Below are 21086 nucleotides of genomic sequence, written 5' to 3'. Positions count from 1 at the left end.
TGTTTGCTGCTAAGCATTAAAGGACGCGTTAAGGTAGCTAAAACAATAGGGATAAGCTCATGAAAACAAAAACTTTACGGTTAATTACCGTGTCTTTGGTGTTGCTATCACAAATGGCATTTGCGACCGAGCGCAAAATAGAAGTTGATAGTAAACATACCACTAAACACACGACAAAAATCAATGGTGCTAAGGTGTCATATTCCGCAACAACGGGTACTCAGCCAGTTTGGAATAGCGAAGGAACACCTACAGCGACATTATTTTACACGTATTACCAGCGAACTGACGTGAAAAACACGGAAAAACGTCCTCTGTTAATTTCATTTAATGGCGGTCCAGGCTCTGCATCGGTTTGGATGCACGTTGCCTACACAGGTCCTAAAGTTTTAAATGTTGATGATGAAGGTTACCCGTTGCAGCCGTATGGCGTTAAAACGAACCCATATTCAGTGTTAGACGTAGCTGATATTGTCTTTGTAAACCCAGTTAATACTGGATATTCAAGAGTATTGCCAAATAAAGATGGCAAAATGCCATCTAGAGAGCAACAAAAGAATATGTTTTTTGGTGTTAATGCCGATGTTAAGTATTTAGCAGAGTGGATTAACACTTTTGTTAGCCGCAACAATCGCTGGCGCTCACCAAAGTATCTAATTGGTGAAAGTTATGGCACGACACGAGTTTCTGGCTTGGCATTAGAGTTACAAAATAGCCAATGGATGTATCTAAATGGTGTAATTTTAGTTTCTCCAACAGATATAGGTATCAAGCGTGATGGTCCAGTAAAAGCAGCCAACAGACTACCGTATTTTGCCGCCACAGCATGGCACCATAATGCGTTAGAGCAAAACTTGCAGTCAAAAGATTTGATGGAAGTGTTAAAGCAAGCTGAAGATTTTACTGTTAATGAATATTTACCTGCTTTAGCTAAAGGTGCTTTTATAGCGGATGACGAAAAACAGCGAATTGCTGAGCAAGTTGCTCGATATTCAGGTTTGCCGGTAACCGAAGTATTGCAAAATAACATGGACATTAGCCCCGCTTATTTTTGGAAGTCTTTATTGCGTGATCGCGAAGTAACTCTTGGTCGATTAGATTCGCGCTATTTAGGTATTGATAAAACTGTGTCAGGCACTCGTCCTGATTATTCTGCGGAGCTAACCTCATGGTTACATAGCTTCACGCCAGCCATTAATTACTATTTGCGTGAAGAGTTAGAATACAAAACAGATGTTAAATACAATATGTTTGGTAGCGTGCATCCCTGGGATAGAAGCAACAATAGAACAGGTGAAAATCTGCGTCAGGCAATGGCTCAAAACCCATTTTTAAATGTTATGGTGCAAGCAGGCTATTACGATGGTGCTACCAACTACTTTGATGCTAAGTACACAATGTGGCAATTAGATCCAAGTGGCAAGATGAAACATAGATTGTCATTTAAAGGTTATCGCAGTGGTCATATGATGTATTTACGTCACGACGACTTACGTGACGCAAATCAGGACATTCGTGCGTTCTTAAAGGCGACTATGCCTTCTGAAACTACACCAGCTAAGTATTAATTTACTGGTACGGCTTTTGATTCAATGCTTGCAGGCTTATTGATGCTTGCAGGCATTGAAGATACTTCAAACGTTATCTTAATGTTATTCATCCAGTATTCTACTGGTTTTCCATTATCTCTTTTTACTGCATAGGTTTTACGTTTAGCACTGAGTAAGGCCAACTCTTTGTGAGGGTTTCCTGTGTTTGGGTTGACTAAAACAACTTGTTTAGCCTTCCCTTGTTTATTAACAAATACATTAACAAGTACATTTGAGTGGTAGGTTTTGGCAAAGGTTTTTGGATTTTTGGGTAAAGGTACCGAGTCAGCAGCTACTGTCAGCGTAGATACTACCATTAGTAGATATACAAGATATTGCATTGAGTTTCCTCACATAAAAATAAAGCCAGCAATTGCTGGCTTTATTGATATTAACTTTTATTTAGTTGATTAAACTTTCTTGCGTCGAGTTGTTAAACCAAGCATAGCTAAACCAAACAATGCCAACGTTGTAGGTGTTGGAATTTGTGATGTAATCCACTGTGTGTATGGATTCATCAAGATACCACCTAAACGAGAACCAAATGCACCTGGAGCAACAGGAGATGTGTTTGCACCAAACGTGTTGATACCCGCAATTTCATAGTTACCCGTTACAGCGTTGAAAATAAATGATGGACCACCTGAATCACCACCACCGATATTTGCTTCTTTGTCTTCGTCTAACCAAGAACCGCAAATACCAAAGTTCGCACAGAAATAGTCTAGATCATATTCTTCACCAGGTGTGCCGAAGTTACCGTCAACATCTGTATAAGTACCGTCAAAGTCAGCGTACCATAATTCCATTTCACCGCTGCCTTCGTCGTCGCTACCAAATGCATCAACAACATTGTAACCAACTAATTTTGAGAAAAAGTCAGGAGAGCCTAAAGGGTCACCGTCATTAGTATAGAAACCTGAATGACCATCACCACGTGTACCGTAACCTACCATAGTGAAAATATCACCATCGCCACCAGTACCATTTAACATGTTGTTGTAAGTATCGTTTACATGTGGGCTGAATAAATCGTAAGTTGTTGTACCTTCTGGGATATCGCGCTCTAATTCAATAATCGCGATATCGTCTTGAATACAACCTGGAGTGCCGTCAGCACAAACGTTAAAACCAGTGTAATCAGGGTGAATATCTACTTTCTTAGCAGGAATTACATCGTTTCTTGTACCGTTGCTGTTAAATACAACTAATAGATTGTTGTTAGGATCGCTAAGGTTCATTACTTGACCTTCGCCATTTTCATCAACACAGTGTGCGGCACTTAAAATGTGACGTTTGTTTAGCGCTGTACCCGTACAAATGAAGCCTTGACCCTGAATACTCATAAACAAGCTAACAACACCATTAAACGGAGAGTCAGCTGTATTAGGATCTGTAATACGGGCTAGGTTGTCTGCACGAGATAAACCGTTATCACCATTACCTACAGCGATATAGGCTTGAGCATTTGAATTATCGATATTTGGAGTAAGTAAATCTGCACTTGCTTGGCCTGATACAGCTAACGATGCAAATGATACCGCCCCAAACAAACTACGCGTGATTGTTTTTATATTTGACATGTTGTTTCTCTTTATAGCTTTATTATTAACATTATGCTTACAACAGTTTTGCTAGCAAAAATGAAGCCATAAAAAATATGTTTAAGTTTCAATTGCTTGAATTGATGTTTTCAAGGCGTGTAAAATTTTCCGACAGCAAACATAAGATTAACATGTGCATTAACATTTGTAACTTGATGTAACGTTTTATGGGGGTTCTGGTTGGATAGTACTGTTTTTTTATTAAATTTTGGTTAAATTTCGTCATTAGATACGTAAAAAAATCTGACACTTTGCACTTTTGTTCAACTCGTTGTTCATTGATTAGCGAATTTGCGTCAAATCAAAAAAATAGCCATTGATACTAACGTATTATTTACATCTGAATAATTGTTGACTAGGCTTAGAAATAGATGATGCAAGGAGAGAGTGTCATGGAAACCTTAACGGAAACCAGTGTGCTTATCGTTGACGATAGTTCAACTAACATCAAAGTTGTTTGTAATTTTATTCGTGACTTAGGTCACAGAATTCATATTGCTAAAGACGGAGTACAAGCACTAAAGTTACTCACCAGTATCAAACCAACCGTCATTATCATGGATGCTAAGATGCCTAACATGGACGGTTTTGAATGTTGTCGACGTATTAAGCAGTCAGCTCAAAGAAAAGATATTCCCGTGTTATTTATGTCTGGTTCTAACGATGTCAAAGATATGAAAAGAGCACAAAATGTCGGGGCGAGTGAGTATATTACTAAACCAATAGACGCTGAATTACTTCGCTCAAAAATTGATTTTTATATGCCATTTGTCCAATAAAAAAAGCCGGTGAAAAACCGGCTTTTTACATACTAATTTAATGACAATTAGATTGAATAGTTAATTACATCGTAACCTAAAGCTTCTAATTGCGGCTTAAGTGTTTTCTCGTCGCCGACAACTACCATTAACATTTCACTCAACTGTAAGTGCTTTTTGGCTAACTTGTTGATCTGTTCTGCAGAAATGTTTTCCACGATAGCAGCACGTTCTTTGACAAAATCTGGTGATAGATCATGTTCTAAAATCTGTGCCAAGAAACCTAATTTTGCACTTGGTGTTTCATATTTTAGTGCATCTTTTTGGTTAATGGCATTACGCATGAATGTTAATTCTTCACGGCTAATACCAGATGTAGCATAACGGTCGATTTCTTTAACAAACTCGACAATTGACTTGTCCGTGGCATCTGCTCTTACTTCAGCTGATGCAGTGAAGAAACCGGCAAATTTATCGGCACTAAATCCTGAACGTGCACCGTAGGTATAACCTTTATCTTCACGAAGATTTAAGTTAATACGGCTATTAAACGCGCCACCTAACGGAAAGTTCATTAAGTACGATTGATAGTATTCGCCAGTAATGTCTTGGGTTAAAGAACGTTTACCAATGCGGATAGCAGACTGTGCTGCCTGGTCTTTATTGACTAAATAGATAACACCCATTTTGGTGTCAGGTTTAGGTAATGTTATTGCTAACTCTTTGCCTTTACCTTGCCAATCATTAAATACATTTAACGTATTTTCGACTGCTTTTTTCTCTAAGTTTGACACAACAATTAGCTGTGCGTTGTATGGTTTTACCTGTTGTTGATAAAACGCTTTAACGTCATTTAATGAAATGTTAGCTAAGGTAGTTTCTGTTCCACTAATCGGTAGTGCCGCGATGTTATCGCTGTGTAACAATTGGCTATATGCCGTAGATGCTAAATAACCTGCATCTTTTTTATTGTTAATAGCACCTTGAATAGCATTACTTTTATTGCGGGCAAATTCACTTTCAATAAACGCTGGCGCTAATAATTTTTCGTTAACCAAGGCTAAAGTTGCATCAATATTTTTTGTTAATGCGTTAATGTTCACATTTAGGTATTGATCACTTGGTGAAATATATACAGAGGCTCCAAGTTTATCTAGCTCGTTGCTCATTTGTTCTGCTGAACGTTTTGTCGTTGACTCATTCAACATACTTGCCAATAGTGCAACTAAGCCAGCCTTGTCTTTATCTGTGTAATAATGACCAGCAGGGATTCTTAACAACATAGAAGTTGTTGGTGTTTCCGTGCTTTGAGTGGCTAACACTTTGATGCCATTTCCTAGGGTTTTTTGCCACATAGAAGGAACATCAACCGCTTTGTTAGCTCCTGCTGCAGGGATAACACTACGATCAAAGTTGTCAGTCGCTTTTCTTAAAACAAGATCGTCAGCAGAAGTTTGACTTGCTCCTGTGATAGCTCTTTTTGGTGGTGTGAAGTTATCAACACGAGCAATAAGGTCTCGTTTTCCTTTAGGCACAACACTCATGATCACAGCATGCTGACCTTTAATGTAAGTGTTGAAAACGCGCATAACATCTTCTTTAGTTACATTGGCATAACGGGCAATGTCTTGCTCGATATAATTTGGATTACCGGTAAAGGTTTCATTGGCTGCTAACTGGCTAACTTTGCCAGCAACACTTTGTAGGCCATAAATAAAGTTTGCTTCCATATCGGCTTTAACTTTAATTAAGTCATCGTCTTGCACACCACGTTGCTCAAACTCTTTTAGCGTATCGCGAATGATAGTTTCAATATCCGCCAAGTTTTTGCCTGATACTGGGTGAGGTAAAGCAAGTAAATTAAAGGTACATGCTAATTCAGCACATGGGTGACTTACAGAAGCTTGAACTGCGATTTGGTTTTTAACTAAGTTTTTGTATAACAGAGAAGTTTTACCACCACCTAAAATGCTAGACAGTACGTCAAGTGGAGCTTCATCTTCATGTCGTACAGAAACCGTTGGATAAGACATATAAATTAACGGAAGGTGTACATTGTCTTCCATTGAAATATAACGATCAGCAGTTAACGTTGCAGGCTTTTTCTCTGGCATGTCGACTTCTGGACCACGAGGAATACTGCCGAAGTATTTTTTCACTAAAGCCATCGTTTGTTTAACGTCGATGTCGCCGCCAATAGTGATAGTGGCATTGTTAGGGCCATACCAACGTAAGAAGAACGCTTTTAAGTCATTTACGTTTACACGGTTTAAGTCTTCCATATAACCAATAACTGGCCAAGAATAAGGATGTCCTGCTGGATAAAGCGCTTGCGAGACACGTTCGTTTAAACGTCCATATGGGCGGTTATCAATGCGTTGCCCGCGTTCGTTTTTAACGGTTTCTCGTTGTACTTCAAATTTTTCTTGTGTAACAGCATCAAGTAAGAAGCCCATGCGATCAGCTTCTAACCACAACATTTTTTCCAGCTGATTTGCTGGTACTGTTTGGAAGTAGTTAGTGCGGTCAGAGTTAGTTGTACCATTCATGGTACCCCCAGCTTCTGTTACTAGTTTAAAATGTTGCTCGTCACCAACGTTTTCTGAACCTTGGAACATCATATGTTCAAAAAAGTGTGCAAAACCTGATTTACCAAGTTCTTCTCGACCTGAGCCAACATGATAAGTAACGTCAACGTGCACTAAAGGATCAGAAGCATCTTGGTGCAAAATAACGGTTAATCCATTATCTAAAGTAAACTTTTGATAAGGTATAACGGTTTTGCCTGTTTGTGCTTTTACTTGTTCAACAAAATTAACACCAGCGATGTTAAGGTTATTTTGGGTATTGCCATTGTCAGTTGTTTGTTGGCACGCCGCCAAACAAGACAATAGCAAAGGCATAGTCCATTTTTTCAAAGTCATTCTCCTAAAGTTTATTTAATTTCAAAACCGATATCTTGGATATCAACTTGTGAAACTTGACCATATTTTGTTAAAGAATCTCTAATTGCTTCAGCTTTACCAACGACAACAAACTGTAGATTTTCTTTAGGGAAATATTGTTTTATTAACGAAGCGGCTTTTTTAGCTGTTAAAGAATCAACTTGCTCTTCGAATGTATTAATATAGCTTTCACCAAAACCATAACCATACATATTTGCCAATAATCCGGCCAATTGGCCTGATGTTTCAAAACGTGGAGGAAATTGTCCCTTCACGTAAGCTTTGGCTGAGGCTAATGTTTTTTCATCAATACCTTTTTCCCATAAACGCGCATAAGTTTTTAGTGCTAAGTCAATGGCGTCAATGGTTGTTTCTGTTTTGGTAAATGTTGAAATGGCAAAACTGCCGTCTTGACTATATGAAGCAAAGCGACTTCTCGCACCGTACGTTAAGCCCGTATTTACACGTAGTTCGTCATTTAACCAAGAAGTGAATCGACCACCTAAAATAGTATTAACCACTGAAATACCAACACGATCTTTATTATTCATGGCAATACCTTTGCCACCAATTAAGAATGTTGATTCACGCGCGTCGCCCTTGTTGACCAACAATACCTGTGCTTTTGCAGGTTTAGCAGCAACACTAATAGGGTCTGATGCTTTTTGTGAGCCTTTTTCCCAGTCGCCAAACAATTTGTTAACATCGCGTTTCATCTGTTTAACATCAAAATCACCAACAATAACAACGGCGGCATTGTTCGCGGTATACCATTTTTGGTGATGCATTTTGATATCAGCTACAGTCAGCTTGTCTACAGATTCTTTGTCGCCAGCAACGATAGAGCCATAACCATTTTCACCAAACACTAAACGATTAAAATAATTATCAATAACCGCGCGTGGGCTTTCTTTTTGTTGAGTTAAATTTAAAGCATGACGCGTCTTAAATTTATCAAATTCTGTTTGATCAAAGCGAGGAGTTAAAACAGTATCTCGTAAAATTGTTAAAATTTTCTCGCTGTCTTTTTTCGCAAATGAGGCACCAACCGTTGAGAACTCCAAATTAGTTGAGCTAAACAAGTTAGCACCAACAAAATCAACAGTTTCATCTAATTTAGCTTTTGCTAATGATGTTGTACCTAACACTAGGTTTTCTGATGTTAAGTAAGATAAACCAGCTTGTTTGCCATCATGAATAGCACCTACGTTTATGACCACACGAGCATCGATTAAAGGAACTTCATTTTGTTCCATTAAATAAACGGTTAAGCCATTTTTTAGAGTGAATTTTTCATACTCTGGTAAGGTGTAACTTGCCAGCGCAACTTTTGAAGCGGTTAACAAACATAAAGTTAAAAAAGTATTAAAGATCCGCATCATTTGAATCCTCTTGTGATGACAAAACGCCTACTGTGCGGTTGGCTTTTCTTAAATAAGTTTTAGCTGCTCTTTGAACGTCAGCAACGGTGACTTTGTTGTAGTCTTCAGGAGCGGTGAATAGTTTTTTGTAATCACCAAAATACATTTGGTAACTACCAATAGTATCTGCCTTGCCGTTGATAGTGGACATTTGGCGGTAAAAATTAACAAGTTTAGTATTTTTTACTTTCTGTAACTCTTGCTCGGTGATCCCCTCAAGCACAACTTGGTTAATTTCTTTAATGATCGCTTTTTCTAGTGTTTCAGCTGTCACACCGTCTGCAGCCACTGCATAGACGTAAAATAGATTAGGGTCGATTGATTGTGGTACATAAGAAAAAACACTGCTGGCTAGCTGCTGTTCATTGATTAACGATTTTTGCAAACGTGAACTATCACCTGTTGAAAGTACATCACTTAAAATATCAAGTGCGTAGTAATCTTGGTGTTGTGTTTCTGGGATATGGAAACCCATTAAAATATTAGGGGTAGTTACCGAAGCTTTTTGTAAATAGACACGGCGCTCACCCTTTTGCTCTGGTTCAACCGTGTGAACTTCACGAGGTGGGGCTTGAGCTGGAATAGGCTCGAAGTATTTTTTCGCCAGCTTTTTCACTTCTGCAACTTTAACATTACCCGCGATAACGACCACAGCATTATTAGGTGCGTAGTAAGTTTTGTGGAAGTCTTTTAAGTCTTGCAGGCTCCAGTTTTCAATATCTGATTGATGTCCGATCACTGACCAGCTATATGGATGAGCTCTAAAGGCTGCGTTTTTAACTTCTTCAGAAATAGCACGGTAGTTTGAGTTTTCTAAACCCGTGCTGCGCTCTGATGTTACTACGCCGCGTTCACTTTCAACCACGTCTTTATCAATGGCTAAGTTGGCAATACGATCAGCTTCTAAATCAAAAATAGTTTCTAGCGCTGAGCTAGGAAACCAGTCGGTGTAAACGGTAAGGTTTTCTGTGGTGTAAGCATTGTTACTACCACCTGCCGCTTCCATGGTGCGGTCAAACATTTTTGGGCCATATTTTTTAGAACCGTTGAACATCATATGTTCAAAAAAATGTGCAAGGCCTGTTATACCTGGATATTCGTTGCGGGAACCCACTTCCCAGAATAAGTACATATTTGCATTTGGAATAGAATGGTCCTCTAGTACCATAATCTTCATACCATTTGCTAACTCAAAGCTGTGAATATCCTCAACTTTTGTTGCTGAACTTAGCCCAGGTAACAAGAGTCCACACAGCAGAGCAAAGGTCTTTATAGACTTCATATTTAAACTCCATGAAAACGTATTAAAACGTATTTGTTCGTTAAGTTGCATAATTGCATTTATTATTTGCTTATTTTTCACTTTAATAGTTAAAGGTGGCGTAAACTTAATCACCAACATGATTTGTCGCTTGATGATGATTTTAAACACACAATAAAATAATGCATTTTACAAAAAGTTAACATAAGTTATTTCAATTTGGGCGCAGTATTCCGTCAATGGTTTGAATTTTGGGGTAAGTTGCACCTCACCATTAAAAACGTGTTAGGCCTTTATTAACAAGCAACTTCCATTGTTAGCATTTTATTGTTTGCCCGTTAGCAAACTCGCCTAACTTATTTTTGGTGATTACAATAGTGTCTACATTCAATAAAAAATTACAGTCTATTAATATGTTCAGCTTTTCACCTTGTTATCTTATCGCTAAATGCTCTGCTAAATTGTTGGGGAAAGTTGCTATTTATTTATCCTTTATCCTTAGCTTTAGCGCAATAGCAGGCAGCTCTGTTTGGCAAGTATCTAAAGGCGAACACACAGTTTATTTAGCCGGTACCGTGCATATTTTACCGGCAGAACAATTTCCCTTGCCTGATGCTTTTAAAAAAGCTTACCAAGCAAGTGATGCAATTGTATTAGAAACACCTTTACCTGACGCTAGCGACATAGCATTTCAGCAAAAACTATTAAACGCAGTTAGTTATCAGCAAGGGCAAAAGCTTACACATTATTTAACGGAAGAAACTCAACAAAAACTCAATGATTACTTTGCCAACTTTCAATTGTCTTTAACTCAATTTCAACAATTTAAACCGGGTTATGTTGCGACTGTCATGACAATGTTAGCAGCAAAAAAAGCTAAGTTAGCTGGCACTGGCGTTGATGCCTATTTTGAGGGGCAAGCCAAATCTGATGGTAAGCCTATGGAGTTTTTAGAATCGCAGGCGTTTCAGTTAGCGCTAATCGCTAATATGGGCATCGGACATGAAGAAGTATTTATTAAAGCAACTCTTTCTCAAATGCACGAGTTTGCAGAGATGTTTTCAAAGCTGATACCAGCTTGGCGCTTTGGTGATACTGAGCTGTTAAATTCTCTTGTGGTAGAGCCGATAAAACAAGAAGACCCAGTAAATTATCATGCTGTATTAACCTCAAGAAACAAACAATGGTTGCCGCTTATTGAACAGATGTTTTTAGACAAAGATACCGAAATGGTCTTAGTGGGTGTTGGCCATTTAGTGGGCGAAGATAGCGTTCTTGAATTGCTCAAAAACAAGGGATATCAAATCAAAAAACTGCGTTAACAATACATAAAAAAGCCCACGATATTTAAAGTGGGCTTGTTGTCTATTATCCTGATAAACAATTATTGGTTTGGTAGTGACTCAAACCCCATGTTATATAGCGTGAAGCCAAACATATCAGCATATTCTTGAATGGTTTTTGAAACAGGTTTGCCCGCACCATGACCGGCATTGGTTTCAATACGCACTAATACTGGCGCTTTACCAGCTTGTTTTTCTTGCAGTTCAGCAGCAAATTTAAATGAATGAGCAGGCACTACTCGGTCGTCATGGTCACCAGTTGTTACCATAGTTGCCGGATATTTAACGCCTTTTTTCACATTGTGTATTGGCGAATAACCTTTTAGGTATTCAAACATTTCTTTGCTGTCTTCTGCTGTGCCGTAGTCGTAAGCCCATCCAGCGCCAGCGGTAAAGGTGTGATATCGCAACATGTCTAATACACCAACAGCAGGCAAAGCAACCTTGATCAGATCTGGGCGTTGGGTCATTACCGCGCCTACTAACAAACCGCCATTTGAGCCACCATTGATCGCCAAGAAGTCACTAGAAGTGTATTTTTGATCAATTAAAAACTCTGCTGCAGCAATAAAGTCGTCAAATACGTTTTGTTTTTGCATTTGAGTACCTGCTTTATGCCACGCTTTACCGTATTCACCGCCGCCACGTAAGTTGGCAACTGCGTATATGCCACCTTGTTCCAGCCATACTGCACGAGATGAACTAAAGCTAGGTGTTAAACTCACATTGAACCCACCGTATCCATATAAAATTGTAGGGTTTTTGCCGTTTAATTTTGTGCCTTTTTTGTAAGTAATGATCATCGGTACTTTAGTGCCATCTTTTGAGCGGTAAAATACCTGTTTTGATTCATAGTTTTCGCTATCAAACTTAGCACCAGATTTACGATAAAGTTCGGTTTTACCTTGCTCTACGTCAAACGCATAAATTGTGCTGGGCGTTTTGTAATTGGTAAAGGTGTAATACAAGGTCTTGTCTTCACGTTTACCACTAAAGCCGCCAGAACTACCAATACCAGGTAGTTCAACATCACGCACTTTGTTACCTTGATAATCGTATTGGCTGACTTTAGAAATAGCATCAACCATATATTCAGCAAAGAAGTATCCACCGCCTGTTGTTGCGGTCAGTACATGTTGAGTTTCAGGAATAAAGTCTTGCCACTTTTCTGCACGAGGATCACTCGCGTCTACGGTAACAACTTTTTTGTTTGGTGCATCTAAGTTAGTTACTAAATATAAAGTAGAGCCTACATTGTCGATAACATATGTATCAGAATTTGTATGATCCAAAATAGTGATAAGTTTACTATTTGGCTGAGTTAGATCTTTAAGAAATAAACGGTTACCTGAGGTAGACACTGAGCCGCTAATCAATAAATATCTATCATCTTCAGTAACAGAGCCGCCAACATAACGATGTTTTTGAGCCGCGGTACCGCCAAAAATCAATTTATCTTGTGATTGTTTGGTGCCTAGTTTGTGATAATACAATTTGTGTTGGTCGGTTTTGGCTGATAACTCGCTACCTTTTGGTTTGTCGTAGCTTGAATAATAAAAACCTTCGTTGCCATACCAAGAGATACCAGAAAACTTAACATCAACTAATGGCTCTTCTAAAACCTTTTTGCTCTCTACGTCAATGACAATGATCTTACGCCAGTCACTGCCACCCTCAGAGATTGAATATGCTGCGATAGAGCCATCTTTTGAAAAACTTAAAGAAGATAAAGACGTAGTACCATCTTTACTAAACTTATTTGGATCTAAAAACTCTTCAACCTTACCGTTTTTGTCTTGGCGATATACAACACTTTGATTTTGTAGGCCGTCGTTACGATAGAAGTAGCTATAGTTTCCGCGTTTAAAAGGAGAACTGATTTTTTCATAGTTCCACATTTCTTCTAAGCGTTTTTTAAGTTTGTCGCGATAAGGAATTTTACTTAAATAATCAAAGGTTACTTCGTTTTGGCGTTTAACCCAGTCGCCAGTTTCTTTACTTCGATCATCTTCAAGCCATCTATATGGGTCTTCAACTTTTTGCCCAAAATAAATGTCTATAACTTGGCCTTTGTCTGTTGTTGGATATGTCACTTTAGTTTGATTGAGCTCAGAAATGTTTGATGTATTGGAGTTTGTGTCGGCATAACTACATAGTGAAGTTAAGGCGAACACAGCTGCGGTTAACGCAGTGTAACCTTTTTGCATGGTACCCTCTATTTAACAGGAATTTAACTAATTTAGATTAGCAGATATTACGCTTTTGCTTGGCGTTTTTCATCGTAAATATGTGCGCATTGGTCGTTGAATAATTGTTCAAAATACAAACACCGCTTGACAATGTGTAAAAGTGATATCATTATGATATCAGATGCTAACTTATTAAGGAGCCAGCATGTTTACAGAAAAAGAAGTAAAAGCACCCAATGGCATAATGTTTATCGTTGTTTTGTTAGCGATACAAATCGCAACTATCGCGGTATTTATCAATGGTGCTAAAAACGGAGAAATAGGTCAGGCTATTTTAGGAATTGTGTTGGCAATTGTTGCTTTTATTTGTTGGTTCGGCTTTTTTATGGTCAACCCAAAAGAAGCAAGAGTACTGCAGCTTTTTGGTAAGTATGTTGGTACCGTGCATGATTCAGGTTTGCGTTGGGCTAACCCATTTTACACAAAAGCACGCGTTTCTATGCGGGTTAGAAACTTTGAAAGTGGTAAACTTAAAGTTAACGAAAAAAATGGTAATCCAATAGAAATTGCTGCGGTTATTGTATGGGAAGTTACCGACACCGCTGAAGCTATTTTCCAAGTAGATGACTATGAAGATTTTGTTTCGATTCAAAGTGAATCAGCGTTAAGAAACCTAGCGACAAGTTACCCTTATGACAATCACGAAGAACATGAAATCTCATTACGCAGTGATCCTATTGAAATTTCTGAAGCACTAAAACAAGAAGTTCAAGAGCGTTTAGACAAAGCAGGTGTTCGAGTGATTGAGGCACGCATTAGCCATCTTGCTTACGCGCCAGAAATTGCTAATGCGATGCTGAGAAGACAACAAGCCATGGCAATTATCGCGGCTCGCCAAAAGGTTGTAGAAGGTGCCGTAGGTATGGTGGAAATGGCGCTAAATAGTTTGTCGGAACGCGACATTGTTGAGTTAGACAGTGAACGTAAAGCCGCGATGGTCAGTAACTTACTGGTAGTACTATGTAGTGACGAAGCAGCTCAACCCGTTGTTAACACAGGTAGTTTATATTAATTAAACAGAGCAACTTTGGTTGCTCTTTGCATGAGGTAATTGTGGCAAAAAAAGCATATCCGCTCAGAATAAATGAAGAAATTCTCACTGCCATGCAACATTGGGCTGATGATGAATTGAGAAGTTTAAATGCTCAAATTGAATACGTATTACGAGATGCATTACGCAAAACAGGCAGAAGTAAGCCAAGGCCAATAGAGCCAATCATTGATCCTGAGGATGACTAGGGCGTTTTGATCTTTGCTGTTTAGATTATGTTCGTGATCAACACGCCCAATAGCCTGTTGTTTTTATCCGAGATCATAGCAATCACCATTTGTTATGGTCGTCATAAAATTGTTGCTTTGTTACATGGTGTGAATAACATAAAAAAAGCCGATGACCTGAGTCATCGGCTTATAGCTATGAGGAAAGCTAGAATATACAAATTATTACAACAAGCGTTCTGCTAAGAACGTAGGTGTATAATAGAGTAAAAACTCTGAATAGGCAATAAAAAATGTAATTTAATTACATTTATGTTGTTTACTTACGGTTTTTTCTGAGTTTTTACTATAGAAGCCCTATAAACAATAAGGCTTCTTTCGTCGTTAACCTCAGATTAGTTAATGCGCCTGTTCCCAGTTTTCACCAATACCTGCTTCGGCAATTAATGGTACTTTCAGTTCTACTGCGTCGTTCATTATGTTTACAAGTTGTTGAGTTGTTTGTTCAACAATATCCTGATGAATTTCAAAAATTAATTCATCGTGTACCTGCATGGTCATGCAAACACGTGGGTCGTTGTTTTCAACAATCCATTGATCAACCGCTAACATGGCCTTTTTGATGATATCCGCTGCAGTACCCTGCATTGGAGCGTTAATGGCTGCACGTTCTGCACCTTTGCGACGCATGGCGTTTTTAGACTTAATATCAGGTAAATACAAGCGACGACCAAACAAAGTTTCAACAAAACCGTGCTCAGTTGCGTCTTGGCGAGTTTCTTCCATATAGGTTAAAACACCTGGATAGCGCTCGAAGTATTTATCCATATATGCTTGTGCTTGATTACGGGCGATACCAAGTTGCTTTGATAATCCAAAAGCTGACATACCGTAAATTAAACCAAAGTTAATCGCCTTAGCGCTGCGGCGCTGATCTGCGGTAACTTGTTCTAATTCAACACCAAAAATTTCTGCCGCTGTTGCTTGGTGTACATCTCGCCCTTCGGAAAACGCTTTGACTAATCCAGGATCATCAGATAAATGCGCCATAATTCGCAATTCAATTTGTGAATAATCTATGGCGACAATTTTGTGATTTTCAGGGGCGATGAAAGCGTTACGGATTTTACGACCCTCTTCACTGCGAATTGGGATGTTTTGCAAGTTTGGATCAGTTGATGATAAGCGACCTGTTGCTGCAACCGTTTGGTTGTACGACGTATGTACTCGACCCGTTTTACTGGAAACCATTAAAGGTAACTTATCGGTATAGGTAGACTTTAATTTACTTAAACTACGGTGCTGCAAAATAATTTTTGGCAACGGGTAATCTAAGGCAAGCTCTTGTAATACTTCTTCTGCGGTCGAAGGAGCGCCTTTTGGTGTCTTTTTGATCACAGGGATTTTAAGTTCATCAAACAAAATTTCTTGAAGTTGTTTAGTTGAACTTAAATTAAAACTTTTACCTGCAATATTGTGCGCTTCAACTTCCAACTCTTGCAGCCTAGTGCCAATTGCTTGGCTTTGCTCAGCTAGCAAATCAGCATCAATCAACACACCGTGCTGTTCCATTTTGGCTAACACTGGCAGCAGTGGCATTTCAATATCGTGAAATACCGATAGCTGGCCTTTTAACTGCTCTAGTTGCGGGAAAATAGCCTGATGCAATCTTAAGGTAATATCGGCATCTTCTGCCGCATAATGCCCAGCTTTTTCAATATCAATTTGATTGAAAGTTAACTGTTTTGCCCCTTTACCAGCGATATCTTCAAAATGTACGGTTTTATAATCTAAGTACTTCTCTGCTAGGGCATCCATGTTGTGTCTGGTAGCTACACTGTTTAAACAGTATGATTCGATCATGGTATCAAAGGCGATACCATTTAAAGTAATACCGTAATGGGCTAGTACATTTGCATCATATTTTAGGTTTTGACCTACTTTAATAATGTCTTTAGCTTCTAAAATAGGTTTAAGCTGTTCAAGTACCCAATCGCGATCGAGTTGTTCTGGAGCACCAACATAGTTGTGAGTTAACGGAACATAGGCAGCTTTACCTACTTCAATTGAAAAAGATAAACCAACAAGCTCCGCCGCCATGTAATTAATACTGGTGGTTTCTGTGTCAAAAGCAAAATATTGGGCAGCTTTTAGTGCGCCTAGCCATTCATTAAAGTCTGCTTTTGTCAGAATGTTTTGGTATTGGCTTTCAATTACCTCTACTGGTGCTGCAGCCTTTGTTTCGGTATCAGCACTTTGCAATTCACTACCTGCGGTAAGTTCGGCTAATAAACGACGTAATTCATAGGTTTTATAAAGCTCAGTAAGTTTTTCAACATCAGGAGCAACCGGGGCTAACTCCTCAACTGATTTAGCTAATTCAACATCAAGCTTTATCGTGGCCAATTCGTAAGATAACGGTAGTTGCTCAAGCGCGTTACGTAAGTTCTCACCAATTTTGCCTTTTACTTTGTCTGCATTTTTAATGACGTTATCTAAATTTTCATGCTCTAGTAACCATTTTACTGCGGTTTTTGGGCCACATTTTTCTACCCCAGGGATGTTATCAACTTTATCTCCCATTAAGGCTAAATAATCGATGATTTGGTCTGGGCGAATACCGAACTTTTCAACAACACCTGCCACGTCCATTTCGACATTTGTCATGGTGTTGATTAAACGCACATGTTCATTGACTAACTGCGCCATATCTTTATCACCAGTTGATATGACTGTTTCAATACCAAGCTTTGCCGCTTGATCAGATAAAGTTCCAATAACGTCATCGGCTTCAACACCTTCGATGACAAGTAAAGGAAGCCCCATCGCTTCAATGATCTGATGTAGTGGCGCAATTTGGCTGCGCAGTTCATCAGGCATAGGTGGACGGTTAGCTTTGTATTCAGGATAAAGATCGTTTCTAAAAGTTTTACCTTTGGCATCAAAGACAACAACGACATTACCATTAGGGTAGTCTTTTTTAAGACTACGTATCATGTTCAGTACCCCAGTGATAGCGCCTGTTGGTTGGCCATCGGCAGTAGAAAGTGCTTGTAAATAAGGTACGTGAAAAGCCCTAAATAAATAGGAAGAACCGTCGACTAAAATTAACGGTGACAGCGAAGAATTATTCATGGTTTTTTTGGCTCGATAGACAAAAAGTGGGCTAAGCATGCCATATAAAGGCATGACTCTCTAGAGTTAATAAAATTTTCTCTAATTTATAACGTTTAGCTTGTGGATAACTTTGTTGAAAACAACACGAAATGCCACAATGAATAGATTCCATTGCGGTTAAGTTACGTTGTACGTCATTGATATATAAAGAAAAAGGTAAAGAAAAATCCTTTATACTTGTTTTTATTGTTGTTTTTCCAAATGTGAATAAAATTAAAACAGTGCTTCATGCGGCGTTTAATTTTTGCTCAAACTTCACAAATCGGGTTAAAGAGAATAACAGTTTTTTACTCTAATACCAGCGCATTATTAAATTATTTTTAAAGAAATATTAATTATCTAAATAACAAAAAAACATAAGCCTTGTCTTTTAAGAGGTATAAGCGACTTTCGAATTTTTACTCTAAGTGATTTTTTTCATCAAAGTTTATCTTTAAATAAACCTTAACTGGTTGACCTGTAGGTCATTCAAAATATTACAAAAAACGACTCTGATACAGTTGAGCAGCAGACTCTACCACAATGGCATGACGCTCAGCTAAACGTTGGTGATTTTTGTCGTATCCGCCACCTATAACAGTTGCTACGGGTATGCCTCGCTGTAGACATGTCGATATGACTTGGGTATCGCGCTTCTTGATCCCTTGCCAAGTAATATCGAGTCTGCCCAAGGCATCATCTTGCCAAACATCAACACCTGCATCGTACAATACAATGTCTGGTTGTTGTTCATCTAACACGCGCTCAAGTGTTTGTTGTACGCAGTTTAAATAAGGCTCATCTGATAAACCAATATCTAACCCTATATCTAGGTCACTGGAAAATTTTCGAAATGGGAAGTTCTTTTCACAATGAATTGAACAGGTATAAGCTTGTGGAACTTTAGCAAGAATGCTTGCGGTGCCATCACCTTGGTGCACATCCAAATCAAAAATAACGACCTTTTTGACCAAGTTTAACTCAAGCAAAGATAGTGCGGTGTAAGCAAGGTCATTCACCATACAAAACCCTGAGCCAAAATCGTAGTGTGCGTGGTGGGTTCCACCTGCGAGATGGCAAGCTAGACCTTTTTCCAGAGCAATACGCGCAGTTAACAAAGTACCATTGGGAGCTGTTTTAGTCCGATCAATTAAGCCTTGGCTCCAGGGTAAACCCACGCGTCGCCATGCTTTATCATCAAGTTGGTTATCGAACATTTGTGTTAAGTAGTGATGTTCATGTGCAATGGTGAGATCATCTGTCGATGCCATTTTGGGTCTAACGATATTGCTCTTTGCAACGCCTTGGTCCACTAAATATTGGTATAAGCGGATAAACTTTGACATAACAAAGCGATGATCTTCAGGAAATGGACAAGAATAATTAGGGTGATAAACAAGTGGTAACAAAGCGTGATGTAAAGGTAGCTATCAAAGTGAAGCTACCTTAACGCAGGCGATTTGGCGCTGCAATAAATTCAGCACTTTTTGAGATTATTCGTGACTTGAACTTGACGCTGTTGAGTCTGGGCTACTTTCGATATCGGCTAAATTAACAGCTTCTTCGCTAACCTCTGTATTTAAGGTTGGTTTAACCAATCGGTAGTGTATACGCGCTGAAAATGGCTGTTCAGGTGTAGTAAATTCAAATGGAAAAGCGTCTTGGTTGGGGCTATCGGGGTAAAATTGAGGCTCCAAGCAAATTCCTTGTTTAGGATAAAATTTTCCAGCTAAATGGTGACCGGTATACACTTGCAAACCTGGGTAATTACTTGATACGTGCAACTGCAACTTTTTGTCTGGGCTAATTAAAACTCCCTGCCAATCATCACGTTGATTAAGCACAAAATTGTTATCTATGTTATCTCTATTGTCGTTACTTAATGCTCTAGGCTTTCTAAAATCAAAACGTGTCTCGTCAACGGGCAAAATATTTCCTGTCGGCAATAACTTTTCGTCTACTTCTGTGTATTGATCAGCATTAATATGCAGCAAATGTTTTTCTGCCGGTTGTTCATCGCCTGCGAGGTTAAAATAAGGGTGTGATGTTGGTCCTAAAATGGTTTTTTGAGAGACGTTAGCGCTTATGTGGATTTGTAGTTCGCTATCATTAGACAATAAATACGTGACATTAAAATGTATCGGCCCAGGGTAACCATTGTGGTTGTCATCAAGTACACAAGAAAGCGTAATCGAATTGTCTTGTTGTTCAACTAAAGACCATAAGGTATCGCTAATACTATTTGGCCCGCCATGTAGGTGATGTGCGCCTTCATTTGCCGCCAACTCAACTGTCTGCCCACCTATTTTTATTGATGCGTTAGCAATGCGATTGGCGTACGGCCCCACGATGGCACCGTGATAAAAAGGATCTTGTTGATAGTCAGCAACGGATGAATACCCTAATACGATATTGCGCTCTTCATCTTCTACCTTGGTATACCATTGCATGATCCTAGCGCCATAATTGGTGATGCTAACTTCATCTCCAATATCATTGCTAATTAAAAACGTCCGCACTTCTGTCATATATAAACCACTAAATTTGGGTGTAATTACACCGCAATTTTTGCCTAGCTGAATTTTATATTATGCAATTTGGACTTTTACGCAACAAGAGCGTTCAATTATTTGCTTACATAAAACAAATAAACAAGTGTTTAAGTTATTGATGTTTTTGCGCGGGCAGCCAAGTTTCGCTCGAGAGCCCATAGCGCTGAAAAATTTCATCGAGAGCACCACTTTTATGCAAGGTTACTATGCCTGAGTCGAACGTTTTTATGAGTTTGGCCACTTTATTTGCTGCTATTTTAGGGCTAAATGCGATATATATTGGAGCGCGATTAACACAGCCAGCTTGGTTAACTTGATCCAATACACCCATTTTATTTAATTCCCACAAGGTAGTGTTTTTGGTGAATAAAAAAGTATCCATTCGGGATTTTTTTAGCTTATTGAAGTTTTGCTCAACGTATCGCTCTAGGTATGGCTGAAACTGGAATTGCTGCGGATTGTCTTTTACAAATTGATTGAGCTCTTCAATGGACGTATCACTCGCAATACCAATTTGTTTATTTGCCAAGGAGGGTAAGCCTGTATATCGCCAAGTATCATCTTTTTTAGTAAAAAAGCACATTTGCTGGCTACCAATGGCTTGGTGAGGATAAATCAGATCGGGCGCTTCGGGTTTAGCTGGAGATAATAGCGCATCATATTTACCATCACGCACATAGTTAATTGCCCTTGACCAAGGATAGTAATCAATGACTATTTTAATTTTTTGCTCACCATAAATGCTGTTTATTATATCTATAACGTAACCTGGCTTGCTTTCTTCGGGGCAAATTTGGGGACACCAATCAATCGCTGCGATGTTAATATCTGTTGTATCGGCCCAAGTTGTATAACTTACAAACATTAAAGTAAAGACGACAAACTTTGATGCAAAAGACATAGATAGAGCTCTTATAAGTATTAATAAACGGTGAAGTTATAAGGTTCATTTGATTTTGAATGTACTTGTATTGTGTTAGATGTTCAATC

At 38.8% G+C, this 21086-nt stretch carries 15 protein-coding genes; 5 read left to right on the top strand and 10 right to left on the bottom strand.

The window, feature by feature from the left end:
• The first annotated feature begins 59 nt into the window (after window positions 1-59).
• On the top strand, window positions 60-1568 hold the full coding sequence (locus IE199_RS08420) for a S10 family peptidase (RefSeq protein WP_189769144.1): 1509 nt from the start codon (window positions 60-62) through the stop codon (window positions 1566-1568).
• On the opposite strand, the gene IE199_RS08415 is transcribed toward IE199_RS08420, so the two are convergent.
• Together IE199_RS08415 and IE199_RS08410 are read right to left on the bottom strand one after the other, a co-directional pair.
• Window positions 1565-1930: a hypothetical protein gene (locus IE199_RS08415; protein WP_189769142.1), complete on the bottom strand. Its 366-nt coding sequence runs from the start codon at window positions 1928-1930 to the stop codon at window positions 1565-1567. The two genes, IE199_RS08420 and IE199_RS08415, sit on opposite strands and share 4 nt — an antisense overlap.
• 69 nt (window positions 1931-1999) lie before the next feature.
• A complete protein-coding gene (locus IE199_RS08410) occupies window positions 2000-3172 on the bottom strand; it encodes a trypsin-like serine protease (RefSeq protein ID WP_189769141.1) in 1173 nt (390 codons plus the stop codon).
• Between the two features lie 413 nt (window positions 3173-3585).
• Between IE199_RS08410 and IE199_RS08405 the strand changes: the two genes are divergently transcribed.
• The gene (locus tag IE199_RS08405) at window positions 3586-3972 is read left to right on the top strand and encodes a response regulator (RefSeq protein ID WP_189769139.1); all 387 of its coding nucleotides are present in this window, start codon (window positions 3586-3588) and stop codon (window positions 3970-3972) included.
• Between the two features lie 47 nt (window positions 3973-4019).
• Here the strand turns inward: IE199_RS08405 and IE199_RS08400 are convergent, their stop codons facing one another.
• Genes IE199_RS08400 through IE199_RS08390 form a run of 3 tightly spaced genes read right to left on the bottom strand, consistent with a single transcriptional unit; the run spans window position 4020 to window position 9599 of the window.
• Window positions 4020-6875, bottom strand: a complete 2856-nt coding sequence (locus tag IE199_RS08400; RefSeq protein WP_189769137.1) for a M16 family metallopeptidase — start codon at window positions 6873-6875, stop codon at window positions 4020-4022.
• Between the two features lie 11 nt (window positions 6876-6886).
• The gene (locus IE199_RS08395) at window positions 6887-8278 is read right to left on the bottom strand and encodes a M16 family metallopeptidase (protein ID WP_189769135.1); all 1392 of its coding nucleotides are present in this window, start codon (window positions 8276-8278) and stop codon (window positions 6887-6889) included.
• Window positions 8262-9599 carry a M16 family metallopeptidase gene (locus IE199_RS08390; protein WP_189769133.1) on the bottom strand — a complete coding sequence of 446 codons (1338 nt, stop codon included), beginning with the start codon at window positions 9597-9599 and terminating at the stop codon, window positions 8262-8264. Before IE199_RS08390 ends, IE199_RS08395 begins: the two co-directional genes overlap by 17 nt.
• 356 nt (window positions 9600-9955) lie before the next feature.
• On the opposite strand from IE199_RS08390, the gene IE199_RS08385 reads away from it, so the two are divergent.
• A complete protein-coding gene (locus IE199_RS08385) occupies window positions 9956-10900 on the top strand; it encodes a TraB/GumN family protein (protein WP_189769131.1) in 945 nt (314 codons plus the stop codon).
• A 62-nt stretch (window positions 10901-10962) separates the two neighbouring features.
• Here IE199_RS08385 and IE199_RS08380 read toward each other — a convergent pair whose 3' ends face one another.
• Complete coding sequence (locus IE199_RS08380; protein WP_189769130.1) at window positions 10963-13128, bottom strand: prolyl oligopeptidase family serine peptidase; 2166 nt, start codon at window positions 13126-13128, stop codon at window positions 10963-10965.
• 187 nt (window positions 13129-13315) lie between these two features.
• Here IE199_RS08380 and IE199_RS08375 point away from each other — a divergent pair, with 187 nt between their 5' ends.
• The gene (locus IE199_RS08375) at window positions 13316-14182 is read left to right on the top strand and encodes an SPFH domain-containing protein (protein WP_189769129.1); all 867 of its coding nucleotides are present in this window, start codon (window positions 13316-13318) and stop codon (window positions 14180-14182) included.
• Window positions 14183-14274: 92 nt separating this feature from the next.
• A complete protein-coding gene (locus tag IE199_RS08370; RefSeq protein ID WP_465322108.1) occupies window positions 14275-14409 on the top strand; it encodes a type II toxin-antitoxin system antitoxin in 135 nt (44 codons plus the stop codon).
• 378 nt (window positions 14410-14787) lie between these two features.
• Here the strand turns inward: IE199_RS08370 and polA are convergent, their stop codons facing one another.
• The 4 genes from polA to IE199_RS08350 form a co-directional block, all read right to left on the bottom strand.
• Window positions 14788-17523: a DNA polymerase I gene (polA, locus tag IE199_RS08365; protein ID WP_189769127.1), complete on the bottom strand. Its 2736-nt coding sequence runs from the start codon at window positions 17521-17523 to the stop codon at window positions 14788-14790.
• A gap of 518 nt (window positions 17524-18041) precedes the next feature.
• Window positions 18042-18890 (bottom strand): histone deacetylase family protein, encoded by an 849-nt coding sequence (locus IE199_RS08360; RefSeq protein WP_189769125.1) that lies wholly within the window; start codon window positions 18888-18890, stop codon window positions 18042-18044.
• A gap of 147 nt (window positions 18891-19037) precedes the next feature.
• On the bottom strand, window positions 19038-20072 hold the full coding sequence (locus IE199_RS08355; protein WP_189769123.1) for an aldose epimerase family protein: 1035 nt from the start codon (window positions 20070-20072) through the stop codon (window positions 19038-19040).
• A 136-nt stretch (window positions 20073-20208) separates the two neighbouring features.
• Window positions 20209-20997 (bottom strand): substrate-binding periplasmic protein, encoded by a 789-nt coding sequence (locus IE199_RS08350; RefSeq protein ID WP_189769120.1) that lies wholly within the window; start codon window positions 20995-20997, stop codon window positions 20209-20211.
• Between the last annotated feature and the right edge of the window lie 89 nt (window positions 20998-21086).

The organism is Thalassotalea marina, assembly GCF_014656435.1.
GTDB lineage: Bacteria > Pseudomonadota > Gammaproteobacteria > Enterobacterales > Alteromonadaceae > Thalassotalea_C > Thalassotalea_C marina.
This window is presented reverse-complemented; position numbering and strand designations above follow the sequence as displayed.